11 protein-coding genes are annotated in these 12733 nt (G+C 37.9%); 5 read left to right on the top strand and 6 right to left on the bottom strand.

The features are described 5' to 3' along the window. Window positions 1–414 precede the first annotated feature (414 nt). Window positions 415–1641, bottom strand: coding sequence for a glycosyltransferase (locus tag KJ678_00470; GenBank protein MBU1016627.1), 1227 nt, complete (start codon window positions 1639–1641; stop codon window positions 415–417). Window positions 1642–1722: 81 nt separating this feature from the next. Here KJ678_00470 and KJ678_00465 point away from each other — a divergent pair, with 81 nt between their 5' ends. Continuing rightward, a complete protein-coding gene (locus KJ678_00465; protein MBU1016626.1) occupies window positions 1723–2466 on the top strand; it encodes an alpha/beta hydrolase in 744 nt (247 codons plus the stop codon). Next, on the top strand, window positions 2463–3851 hold the full coding sequence (locus KJ678_00460) for a UDP-N-acetylmuramoyl-tripeptide--D-alanyl-D-alanine ligase (protein ID MBU1016625.1): 1389 nt from the start codon (window positions 2463–2465) through the stop codon (window positions 3849–3851). The genes KJ678_00465 and KJ678_00460 overlap by 4 nt, the downstream gene beginning before the upstream one ends. Before the next feature lie 11 nt (window positions 3852–3862). Here the strand turns inward: KJ678_00460 and KJ678_00455 are convergent, their stop codons facing one another. From KJ678_00455 to KJ678_00435, 5 genes are all read right to left on the bottom strand, one after another. Beyond that, window positions 3863–5041: a D-alanine--D-alanine ligase gene (locus KJ678_00455; GenBank protein MBU1016624.1), complete on the bottom strand. Its 1179-nt coding sequence runs from the start codon at window positions 5039–5041 to the stop codon at window positions 3863–3865. A 530-nt stretch (window positions 5042–5571) separates the two neighbouring features. Further along, entirely contained in the window at window positions 5572–7419 is a 1848-nt protein-coding gene (locus tag KJ678_00450) for an ABC transporter ATP-binding protein/permease (GenBank protein MBU1016623.1), read from the bottom strand. A gap of 68 nt (window positions 7420–7487) precedes the next feature. Then, a complete protein-coding gene (locus KJ678_00445) occupies window positions 7488–8327 on the bottom strand; it encodes a nucleotidyl transferase AbiEii/AbiGii toxin family protein (protein ID MBU1016622.1) in 840 nt (279 codons plus the stop codon). After that, complete coding sequence (locus KJ678_00440) at window positions 8308–8964, bottom strand: hypothetical protein (GenBank protein ID MBU1016621.1); 657 nt, start codon at window positions 8962–8964, stop codon at window positions 8308–8310. Before KJ678_00440 ends, KJ678_00445 begins: the two co-directional genes overlap by 20 nt. Window positions 8965–9040: 76 nt before the next feature. After that, window positions 9041–10378: a GAF domain-containing sensor histidine kinase gene (locus tag KJ678_00435; GenBank protein ID MBU1016620.1), complete on the bottom strand. Its 1338-nt coding sequence runs from the start codon at window positions 10376–10378 to the stop codon at window positions 9041–9043. 28 nt (window positions 10379–10406) lie between these two features. Between KJ678_00435 and KJ678_00430 the strand changes: the two genes are divergently transcribed. From KJ678_00430 to KJ678_00420, 3 genes are all read left to right on the top strand, one after another. After that, window positions 10407–11756 (top strand): hypothetical protein, encoded by a 1350-nt coding sequence (locus tag KJ678_00430; GenBank protein MBU1016619.1) that lies wholly within the window; start codon window positions 10407–10409, stop codon window positions 11754–11756. Between the two features lie 15 nt (window positions 11757–11771). Next, window positions 11772–12173 (top strand): heme-binding protein, encoded by a 402-nt coding sequence (locus tag KJ678_00425; GenBank protein MBU1016618.1) that lies wholly within the window; start codon window positions 11772–11774, stop codon window positions 12171–12173. A gap of 12 nt (window positions 12174–12185) precedes the next feature. After that, a partial coding sequence (locus KJ678_00420) for a Sua5/YciO/YrdC/YwlC family protein (protein ID MBU1016617.1) occupies window positions 12186–12733 on the top strand: 548 nt, incomplete at its 3' end.

The following is a 12733-nucleotide window of genomic DNA, read 5'->3' as shown; positions in this document are numbered from 1 at the left end:
GACAAGTATTCAAACAACTAATACTATCCTACCACAAAATGCAAATTTAACAAAGGAGTCTCCTTGTACAAGGAGACTCCTTAGTCTAGACAAATTTCGCAAATGTCCCCCTTTGTCACACAAGTACCACCCTGCCTACGGCAGGCAGGTTCCGAAGTGGTACTTGCACTCACCCAATTACCTTATTATTACCAAAATGAAAATGGGTTTGTCAGGCACATCCCTCTTGAACCACAACAGACCAACATTCCGAAAAATCCTCATCTCTTATTCTCCTTTCCGCAATCTCATTGGGATTGCTTCTCCCTCGCTAAAGCTCGGGATCGCAATGACGGACAATTTTCAAAATCTACAATTATCCTACCACAAAATGCAAATTTATCAAAGGGAGACTCCTTGTACTAAGGAGTCTCCTTAGTCAATACCGTCACGCTCTGTCACAATAAGTTTAATTATTTTCTCCGCCTTGCCTTCCCAACTGTTTTTTCGGGCAAGATTTTTTCGTTTTTCCACCCTTTGCGCTGAATTTTCCTCTACCGCCCTTTTAATATTCTTAACAAATTCTCCCTCGTCCTCCGTTACATAACCATCTACATCAAATTCTTTAACGGACATTAATGTCGCCACCACAGGAAGACCTGCTCCCAACCCCTCAAAATACTTTACAGGATGGCACCCTTTAGTATATTCGTTGATATTATAAGGGATAAAATAAACATCAAAATGGTCAAAATACGCAGGAATTTCCTCCCATAACTTCTTTCCTAAAAAATGAACATTTTCCATCGCCTTTAGAATCGTTAAATCCAAATCCGGGTCCGCCACCTTTTCAGGTCCAATCATAACAAAATGATAATTTGGATAAGTTTTGGCGCATTTTTCAATTAAATTTATATTGTTTTTGTAAGTGTCTATAGCGCCAGAAAAACCAATTCTAGGATGAGGGGTATCTTTTATATCAAAAGGCTCCTTGAGTTTCTCTTTGTGGTCAAACTTTTCTATGGCTACCGCATTTGGTAAATAATAAACCTCTTTTCGCCACTTTTTTAGTTTGGCAACCAAACTTGGCGCGCTGGCAAAAACTAAATCCACATTGTCGCAAAGCCATTTTTCCTGCGCGTTTACCCAATCTGACTTTTGCAAACCGTTTTGGTTTATTCTAATTTTCAACTCGTCGTCCAGCCATTGAATCCAAGCTATGACTTTTGGATTAACTTTTTTACGGCTAGCATATTCTGGAAAAGCGGTATATTCGTCCACACAATCGTAAACAGTTATATTATAGTCAGATTTTGTCATAAAACTTCTTAAATCTGGAAAATCGAAATGATATATGTAAAGTATCTTTTTGCCTCCTTTATATCCAATTTTCTTAATAAGCCTTTTTATAACCCTCAAATGAACGAAAGTGTTAAAAGAGGGAAAAGGCTTGAAATTAAACAAATTGATGGGCTTATATAAAATAAGGTTTTCGCTTTTTCTAGAAATTATGGACGAGAGGCCTTTTAATGCTTTGAACCGCAAAGGAGGGTCAACAAATATAATTTTATGCCCTTTTTTAGCAAGCTGGGTGGCTATATGCCATTTATTGGTTTTTAATTCCGATTCAAACTGCTGGTTGGATAAGATTATAAAAAGCATATAAACATATTACCATATACCCAGAAATCTCTGAAACTAGAAGTATACCCATCTTTCAGTTTTGTATTATAATCTTACTTAATGCACATCGTAATTGACAACATCTTAATAAATCTGGAAATCCTAAAAAACGCCAACGCTTCAAAATATTTGGTTATCCTTCATGGGTGGCAAAGGTCTCTAAAAGAATGGAAACCTATCGCTAGAAAAATGCCTAAATATAATATATTGCTCGTGGACCTCCCTGGCTTCGGATTCTCCTCCCCTCCTCCAAAACCTTTTGACAATTACGATTACGCGCGCATAATTATAAAACTTCTTAGAAAACTAAAAATCCGAAAATATGTTTTGCTCGGACACTCCTCCGGGGGAAGGGTTGCCGCTATAATATCCGTGTTAAAACCGAGGGATGCAGCAAAATTAATTCTTGTGTCAAGCGCTGGTCTAATAGACACTCGCTTCAAAAATAGCGCCCTCAAAAAAATTGGCGGGCTATCCCCTATTTTAAACATATTGCCCTCTGCCATAGCCGAAAAAATCAAAAATGCTTTTGGAAGTTCCGATTACCGCGCTTCAAAAAACCTTAAAAAAACTTTCATCAAGGTCGTAAACCAAGATTTAACCTCAGTTTTTTCAAAAATATCTGCGCAAACCCTCATAATTTGGGGAGAGCAAGATAAAGTTCTACCTGTAAATCAAGCTAAAATCTTAAAAAATCTTGTCCAGAAATCAAAACTGCGGATAGTCTGGGGTACCGGACATAATCCACATTTAGAAAATAGCGAGGAGTTTATAAAAATTTTGGAGGAGGAGAACATTCTATGATAGAAAAAATATTACCCTACAAAATGTATTTGAGCGTTTTTCAACTGGAAAACTACGAAACAAGGAGATTCATCAAATGGGTTTTCAGAAACTATTTTGTAAGAAAACTTGAAAACAAGAAACCTCTAGTCTGGACATTTAAGGCTAAAACCATTTATTTGACATCTATCTTTTACACGATCTTCCTTTTAATAGCGTCTTTCAGATTTTGGGGGGTTAAAGGACTTCTCGTGTCAATAATTACCGCCACTCAATCTTTTTTATTCTTGATTTTGGCGCGGGCTACTTTATTTCCTAGCGAAAATTTTTTAAGATTTATTACAAGAATTAAACTGCGAAAAAAAATCTCTGCTTTAAAAGCGGGAAATATGAAAATAATCGGCATCACGGGGTCATACGGAAAAACCAGCGTAAAAGAATTCCTTTATCAAATGCTAAAAACCAAATACAACACCGCAAAAACCCCTAACAGTTTCAACACCGTACTAGGAATAGCAAAAATTGTGGATATGGAACTTTACAACGACTGCGAATTTTTTGTTTGCGAGATAGGCGCTTATAAAAAAGGAGAAATAGAAGAAATCTGCTCTGTTATACAGCCCGACTACGCAATCCTCACAGGCATAAACGAACAGCATTTAGAAAGATTCGGGTCCATTGAAAACACCATCAAAGCTAAATTTGAGCTAGTTTGCGCTACCCCCAAAACTAATATTATTTTAAACGGCGACGATAAATTAATAATGAAATCGTTTGAAAAATATGTCAAAACCCCCAATTTTTACGGGGTCTTAAACAATACTTTCGGAGCAAAAAATGTGAAATTAAAAAACTTAAAAACAGAATTTACGCTCATACTTGATAAAAAAGAATTTAAAACGGAAACAACTCTTATTGGAAGGAGCAATTTGTCCAACATAATCGCCGCAAGCGCTATGGCATATATACTAAAAGTGGAACCGATAAAAATTGTTAGGGCAATACATTCTTTAAAACCCATACCACACAGACTTGAAATAAAACACCCTGCAGAAAACATTACCATAATAGACGACTCCTATAACAGCAATCCTTCAGGATTCAGAGCGGCGTTAGAACTTTTAAAATCTTTTAAAGGCGATAAGATATTGGCAACCCCAGGAATTGTGGAATTGGGAAATAGAACTAAAGACATCCACATAGGATTAGGAAAACTTTCAAACGAGATATGCGATTATGTTATTCTGATAGGAAAAAACGAAAGGACTATAGCGCTTAAAAGCGCTATAGAAGACAACAAAGTTATCTTCATAAATACTTTACCAAAATTAATGAATGCAATCGCAAAATTAAAATTAAAAAAACCTGTGATTCTTATAGAAAACGATCTGCCAGACAATTACTGATAAGGAGAAGGCTATAATTTTCCTTTAATCCCCGCCTCAAAGTTTTGTAATATGTTCGTTGGGAAAGTGCAAACATTCTCACTTTTATATTTATACCTATCCATAGCAAGCTGTATCAATTTATCCAAAACATCTTTGAATTTTAGACCAGACGCTTCCCACAAATAGAAACTCAAACTTCCAGGTATTGTATTTATCTCAAGAACATATATATCTTTTCCTCTTATCAAAAAATCAACACGGGCAATTCCGCAACAATTAAGAGCCGAAAAAACCTCTTTTGCTAGCTCTTGCGCAACAATTTTTTCTTTAGCGCTTATATTAGCGGGAATAATTCTTTTTGCGGATGCCATACCTTTAGATTTTTTGCCATCTCGGATGTATTTGTCTTCATAACTTAAAAACCCTCCTTCAGAAAAAACCTCTTCACATTCAGAAACCAAAAGTTCACTTCCGCTATTTCCAATTACCGAAACATTTATTTCTTTAGCCCCCAATATACCCTTTTCCACGATAACCCGCCTGTCAAAAACGCAAGCCACTTCTATACAATTTTCCAGAGACTCTCTATCCTCAACTTTTGCCACTCCAATACTAGACCCAGAATTTGACGGTTTTACAAACACCGGATATTTAAATTTTTCTTCTATTTTATCCAAAACTTTTTTATTATTGCTTTTCCAGTATTCTCTGTAAAACCAATAATAAGGGAAAGAAGGTATGTTGTTTGCCTTAAACACATCTTTCATCAAAATCTTGTCCATACTAACCGCGGAAGAAAGTATTTCCGCGCCAACATAAGGAACCTCGGCTATTTCAAACAACCCTTGAAAACCGCCACACTCCCCCAACCCGCCGTGAAAACACGGAAAAAAAACATCCGCTTTTATATTTTTATCCCCGCCAAAAAGGAATGTAGATAAAACAGTTAGCTTTAATTCTCCCGGAATCGGGGACAAAAAAACTTCTTTTGAATGTTTGGGTATAGAATCTAAATCTTTGAAAGTTTTTATATCGTAAAATTTTTCACTTATATACCACTTACCCTCTTTTGAAACATATATCGGCAAAATATTATATTTGTTCTTATCAATACCATTCAAAACTTGGACTCCAGTTATAACTGAAACCTCATGTTCTGTAGATTTTCCTCCAAACAATATTCCAACATTTACAGATTCGGCATTCATATAATTTTAATAAGAGAGAGTGCAAGAAGTCTTTCAACCCACAACCTTGAGGACGACTTTGCTTTCCCCTCGGAAATTCTTTGCAAAAAGGAGGTCTGTTTATATAGTCTCTACAAACCGCCACCGCAGCTACGCCTCCTACTTTCTCAATTAAATTCTCGCAACGAAACACGGGAACTAGTAAAGAACCCGCCCTTTGCATACCGCTGTAATAAATATAAGGATATTCCCTCAAAAAGGAATACATCTGATAAAAACCCACTTTAGGAACCGAAAAATCCACGCAACATCTACCACATTTGCAACAAATTTTAGCAACCATCCTCATTCTCCTTTCCGCCCAAGGCGGGATTTGAGGGTTGAACCCTTTAGGGTTCACACCCTACTCTTGTCATTGCGAGCCCGAAGGGCGTGGCAATCTCAATTTCCAAAAACTACAAATATTTTACCACAAAATGCAAATTTAACAAAGGAGTCTCTCCGCCAGCTGGCGGGGAAAACTCACCAACACCCGGTGTTGGGTATCTATGTCATTTGTACCCTTTGCTTTGAAGTTCAAAGGCAATTCTGTACTTGCCGTTTTTTATACGAATTAACGATTCGTGGTTTCCGTCTTCTATTATCCTTCCTTTGTCTAAAACCACTATTCTCTGCGCGTTTCTAACCGTGGAAAACCTGTGCGAAATTATAATAACAGTCTTTCCCTTCGCAAACTCAAAAAGCTTTTCAAAAATCTCAAATTCTGACTTAGGGTCAATTGCTGAAGTGGGTTCATCTAAAATAAGTATGGACGCGTCTTTAAAAAACGCTCGCGCCAAAGCTATTTTTTGCCATTGCCCCACCGACGGCCTAACCCCACCATCAAACGCCCTATTTAATATCTGCCCATAGTTGTTCTCGTAATTTTCTATAAACTCGTGCGCCCCCGACTTTTTAGCGGCGGAAATGATGCCACCTAAATCCGCAAGATTTTGGATATTGCCTACACCTATGTTCGTTTTTGCGTCAAAATGATACGAATTAAACTCTTGAAACAACACCCCCACTTTTTTATACCACTCGTCCAAATCTAACTTTTTTAAAGATTTCCCCCCCAATAAAATATCTCCGGAAGACGGGTCATAAAACCGCATCAAAAGTTTAATTAAAGTGGTTTTGCCCGCTCCATTTTCCCCCACTATAGCCAAATGTTCCCCCGGTTTTATTTCAAGATTTAAATTGTCTATCACAATTTCATCCCTTCCAGGATACTTAAAGGTTAAATCCTTAAACTGGACGCTTGGAACTCCTTTATTCAAAAACTTTTCTTTTCCCGACACAATCTTTTTAGGTAAATCCATAAATTTGTATATATCTACCATATACAAACCATCTTCATATATCCTTGACGAACGGTTAAAAAAGCGGTTAAGCGCCCCTTGCAGTTGGCGGATTGCCGAAATATAAAAACTAAAAGCCCCCACCGTAATCGCTCCCATAAGCACATAACGGACTAGAAAAAGAAACGCCAATGTAAGCCCTAAAACCCTAACAATATCCAAAATGGCGCTTACTTTAATTCTTTTGTTTTCAATTTTCCTTTGCGCGTTTTGAAAATCGGTATAAAGTTTGTATATCCTTTCAATAAGAAACCTCCTCAAATTAAAAATCCGCAGTTCTTGCAAAGAGGTGTAGTTAGAAAGATAACTTCGGGACCAGCTGTAATCTCGCCTAGTGTTGCCGTGAACATCCCAAATCCCCCACTTGCGTTTTCCAAACACCACATTGCTAACAAACTGGGGCAGGGTTGAAAGTATCATCAAAGGAATAAGTAAAGGCGACAGCGCTATAACCACGCCAAGCGAAGTGATAATTCCAACAGAATAACTCAATAAATTATATGTTCCGTCTATAAAATTAAGGGGACGGTTTCCGTAACTTTCTCTAACCTTTTGCAGTAGAATGTTTGTTTCGGGGTTTTCATAATATTCATCATCTAAATAAGCGAATTTTTCGGTAATGTCCCTATCCAGCTCTCTTGAAAAACCGTAAAACATATTAAAATCAAAAAAATCAAAAAGCCTATCTAAAAGAGTGGCTAATAAAGATACCATTATAGAGAAAATGACAAACTTTACTAAGACCTCCGGGATGTGGGGCAATTTGCCTACACTTGCAATAAGAGCGTCTATAATTTTACCGTTCACCCAGCTTGCTATTATGGGAATAACCGCAAGAAAAATTGTGGCGATTAAAACACCCAAAGTGTGGGCTGGGGTTATATGAAAAGAATAAGAAATTGCGCGCCTCATAGCGCGAAGAATGTTTCTAAAATCTGAAAGGTATTTTTTGGAGTTTTTAAGATGCATTATCCTATTAATTTGCCTTATGCAAGGCATTAAGTCAATAGTATTCCAACCATTCCAACCTCGGGGGTTAGAAAGTTATGACAATCTGAACGGGGTCATTACGAAAAGTGGAGCGTCCAATCAAATTTATCCATATTTTCAACAAACCCGGAAACAAAATTTTGATCTGTAAAAAAAGGTAAAATGTCCGCTTTAATAATTTGCTTTTTTTCAATCGCTAATTTAATTTTTGAATTATACATTTCAATAATTTCGTCCTTGCTCTTTATCCCTGTTATAGAAGACAAATATTTATAATTCGCCGTAACACCCCTTTGAAGCAGGAAATACACATCAAAAAAATCCCTGCCTTTAAACCGAGGCTTTGTTTCCCCACCCTCTTTAACCTGCCTCATAAGAACCGCCGCAATTTTCCCAGAAAAAAGATCCGACAAAGAATAGCAGTTTATTAAAAAAGAAAAATCTTGGGACGCTTTGAGCTTTAGCTCCGTCTTATAAAAATCTCCTTGCGCGCGGGTAATATCCAATCTAACAAACAAAATAACATCCGTGGGCTTGCTCGCGTTAACCGGAAATCCAATTTCATTGAGAATCGGAAATTTAACATAAATAAGATTATTTACCCCAGATATTTTTAGTTCCAAAGCGTTATATTTCAACTTGCTCCCAAAAAATTCCTTTAAATCGCAAGAAAACTTATCATAATTAAACTTATCAAAGTTTAAAACATCAAAATCCAAATCCTCGGAAAGACGAGGTAAATCATAGCAAAAACGCAGGCAAGTACCTCCTTTTAATATAAAGTCTTTGGAATATTTAGAATTATAAATAAAATTCAGCAAATAATATTGCAACTGCTCCTTTAAGAGATTTCTCAAATACAATGGACTCTGCCCTATATTTTTGTCCACAATGAGTCTAAGATTTTCTAGTATCATATACGATTTCTTTTATAACCAAATAAATCTTTCGCATCTTACTAGAATTGGATAATCTAACATACTTTAAAAACTCGTCCAAATCTTTTAAGGAGAAATTATCCCAGTTTATACGAAAGTCTAAAGTTAGCTCGGTTTCTATGGCGCTTACAAATTTATGCAAGTATAAAAAATCAAATAGCGCCTTAGCTTTTGTCGCCACTTTTACTTTGTACATATCCCAAAACGGCTCCAGAACATATCCGCAAAACAACACCTCTTTAATATTCCTGTATTGAAAACTGCCAAAAGAGTTAGAAAAAACCCTTGTCGCCTTTAAAGCCACAGAAGTATAAGCGTAAGGCGCATCCGGCATAAGTCCTTCTTTTTGAAGCGCATATTCTAAAGACAAGTATGAAGGATAGTATAAAAAATTAGCAATAAACTCCACATAATTTTTAGGCTTGTTACCCGCAAAATTTTTGGAAACATACAGACCTTTTTTGAGAATTATTAAATCTCCCTTTTTCGTTAACGACAAAACCTTTTTATCAAGATTTCTTCCGTGTTTATCAATAACAACAGAGAGCTCACTCTTGGTAATATAAGGCTTGATATCCAAAATATCTGGCTTTTCTGTTTCACCAATACTACCCATTTGGTAGTAATTATGAAACAATAATTAATTGTTGTCAATAAGGAATTACAGCAAACCAGCCCAACCCCTATGAAATTCAATACCGCGGAAGGAGGAAAATAAACTTGCTTCCCTTGCCAAACCCCGATTCTACCCAAATCTTTCCTTTTAACTGCCCCACAATCTTTTTGCAAATGAAAAGCCCTAACCCCGTACCCGGTACTTCACTCATAGAAGAAAACGAGTTGTTAAGCCTGCCAAATTTAGAAAAAAGTTTTGGTATGTCCCCTTTCTTAATCCCTACCCCTGTATCCGAAATGGAAGTTTTAACATACCCCTTTTCTTGAGTAAATTCTATACGCACTTCCCCGCCTTGCGGGGTAAATTTAAGAGCGTTGCCAACAAGGTTTAACAACACTTCTCGTAATTTCTCCATATCCCCTCTAACAAAAAAACCTTTATCCGCCGAAATTTTTATTTCTATACCTTTTTGTTTAGCGCGAGCAGAAATCTCCTCTTTAACCTCCCACGCTAATTTTGCTATATCCATTTTCTCGGATTTAAACTCCATTCTGCCCTTCTCTATTCGCGAAACATCCAACATATTATTCACCAAATGTATAAGCCGTTCGGTAGAAGTGTATATCCTATCCATATAAACTTTCCGCTTCTCGGAAGTGGGTTGTTTTTTATTCATCATAAGCCACGCGTAACCTTTTATTGCCGTAAGCGGGGTTCTTAACTCGTGAGAGGCAAGAGAAACAAAATCGTCTTTAAGTTTATCCAAAGCTTTAAGACGACTGTTCGCCTTTTTAAGCGCCCTTGTGGTACTTTGTAAAGAGGAATAAAGTTTGGAATTTTGCACCGCTAACCCCACAATATCCGTAAATCTTTCTATGAGGTCCCGCTCTTCCAAAGTTACATCCCTTTCGCCTTTAGTCATACTAAAAATCATTATCCCAATACATTTATCCTTAGTAATAACGGGATAGACTAAACTTGTTTCAATACCCACCTCTTTTTGCAATTCCAACGCTTCCTCTTTTGTGAACGCGGGATATAATATTTGAGACCATATTTTAGTAGAGGCGGGCTTTTTGGTTTTTAAAACCTTAATACACAAATTAGCATTAGCCGAAGCGGGAATGTCTATCTCATGAAACGGTACTGGCGACTGCTCTACCGCCATTTTTGCCTTAGGGGTTTGCGAAATGGCTATCCGTTTTAGAACTTTCTTTCGCTTGTCGTATAGCGCAAGAACAACAATAGCGTATCCGAGTTTAAGATAACCCAATTCTATCAAAATGCTGTCCACCGTTCTTTGAACAACCTCTTCAAAATGCAAAGTGTCCAGAATAACCTTTTCCAGTTTCCACAAAGAAAGCGCGGTTTGTTTTGTTTTTGGAGAGGCGGTATAATGATTGGTAGTTTTCATTAAATACATTTTATATTAATTATTACTAATGGCAAATAACATTATAGAAAAACTTATAAATAAAGAAATTCCCGTTGACTTTAGCTGGAACGCGGAACTCCACAACAAAACCAAAATTTTGTTAAACATCCCCGCAGAACCCACTATCTCGCAAATACAAAACTTGGAAATTGTGTCGGACGACTTGCGAGATGGTCTTCACGGGGTTTCGGAGTACCCAAAGCCAAGCGAGATGCTAAGATATTTAGTAAAACTAAAAAGTCTTGGGATAAAAAGAGCGATAGTGGGTATTTATCCCGGAGAAAAAAACAAAATAGACCGCGCAATAAGAACACTTTTGTCGGGAATGGCGAAAAAAACACCAACTATTACTCCCATCGTCCTTTGTTTGGCAACCGAAAATTCCGTTAGATGGGTCGCGGAACTGAAAAAAATCCACCCGGACATACAAGCATTGGTATTTATGGGTTCCGCCCCGTCCCGTCTTATGGTAGAGGAATGGGAGCCGGAATATGTTATAAACAAACTTTCGCAAGCAATAAAAATGTGTGTGGACGAATATAATATTGAAGTAATAGCCGCCACGGAACATACCACCCAAACACCCCCAGAATTTTTAGAAAAAATTATTATAGCGGCAATAGAAAACGGCGCCAAAAGCTTTTGCATTGCCGACACAATAGGAATAGCAAGACCTATTGGAACATATCGCCTTGTTACTTTTGTTAAAAACATCCTTAAAGAAATTGGCGCCGAAGACATTCCATTGGAATGGCACGGACATAGAGATTTAGGAAACGATACCGCAAATACCTTAACTGCCATAGCCAGCGGAGTACAAAGAGTACACACCGTCGCGCGAGGCATAGGGGAACGCGCTGGGAATACGCCTTTGAAAAATATTTTGCTAAATTGCCACCTAATTTTGCAAGAAAATAATTTAAAATCTAAATGGAAATTAGAAAAATTAATGGGGGTTTTGAGAGCGTACAATAAACTTGTAAATGTATCCCCGCCAAGTCACGGGCCTTTAGCAGAAAGATTTGGCGCCACATCGTTAGGAATTCATACCGCGGCTATATATAAAGCAAAAATGCTGTCCGCTAATGCAAACGGGTTAGAATTAAAAGAACTGGCAAAAAAGCTGGACAGAATGAGCCGACAGATATATTCCGCGGTGGACCCTAATACAGTGGGAGAAACCACTATAGCTTATGTGGGTCCCTGGAGTAGCGTGAACAGCGTAAGACTAGCGTATTTGTTAATGGGAAAAGACCCCAATACTTTAACGGAAGAAAAGGTTAATAAAGTTCTAGAAACTGCCAAAAATCTTGAAAGAGAGTTAACCAAAAACGAGCTTATAAAATTGCTGGGCTAAAGGGGGTGAGTTTAGATGATTACACTTAACAAAGCAAAAGAGGCATTACTAGCTTCTGAAACTAAAGCTAAAGAATTAGGCATAGCCGTAACCACAGTTATTGTGGACGAACACGGTTCAATAATAGCTGTAAGCCGTATGGATACGGCTATTCCAATAAGTCCTGAAATAGCTCTTTCTAAAGCGTACACTTCCGCTAATTTGGGGGCGCCTACCGCAACCCTTCTTGAAAATTCCCAACCGGGAAAACCGTATTTTGGCGTTCAGGAAATACTAGGCGGAAAAATGACGATTCTGCCAGGAGGGCTTCCCGTTTTAAAAGATGGTAAAATAATTGGCGCGGCGGGAGTTGGAGGGTCTATGGATTTGGCGCAGGATGTTCTGTGCGCCGAGACGGCCGTTAAAACACTTTCATAAAAGGAGAGGGCGGTGAAAACACAAAACCCTTACGCAAAGGTTGTTTTAGGAGGGGGCGTTGTAGGTGTTAGATACGAGTCCCACGCTAATTTTGGACTTGCCTGTTCCGCTTTTGATATAAAGGCGGTGGCAAGGGTTTTGAGAATTAAACAGAGGAGTTTGGCAGACAAAAGGTTTTCGGCAATGGGGGAAATTTCGCGAATTTTGGAACTTATGGATTGGGATAATGTTCCGAGAGAAGCGCGTCCTTATTTGGAGAGTATAAACTGGCTGAAAGAAACTTTTGCCGGAAAGGGGTTTTTGAGATTTCCTGTTCGCAGAAACGCGGGAGTTCCCGCCTATATGACAAGCGCAAGGAATGGAAGACTGCCAACCAACAAAATGGAAGCCGTTTTGTTAGGAAAAAAAATTCCCAAAATTGCGCAAGTTTGGTTATGTAAGTTGCTTTGCCGTTACGAGGAGCCGGTGTTTCAATTGTTGAGTTGGCCAAGCAGTTCCAACGCGCATAGGCTCCAGATAGGAATTGCGCCTTTTCATCTCACCACCTCTATGAATATAAG

It is taken from the genome of Patescibacteria group bacterium, assembly GCA_018817085.1.
In the GTDB taxonomy this organism is placed as follows: domain Bacteria; phylum Patescibacteriota; class WWE3; order CG2-30-40-12; family CG2-30-40-12; genus CG2-30-40-12.
Note: the sequence above shows the minus strand (reverse complement) of the source record. Positions and strands in the feature narration are given on the sequence as shown.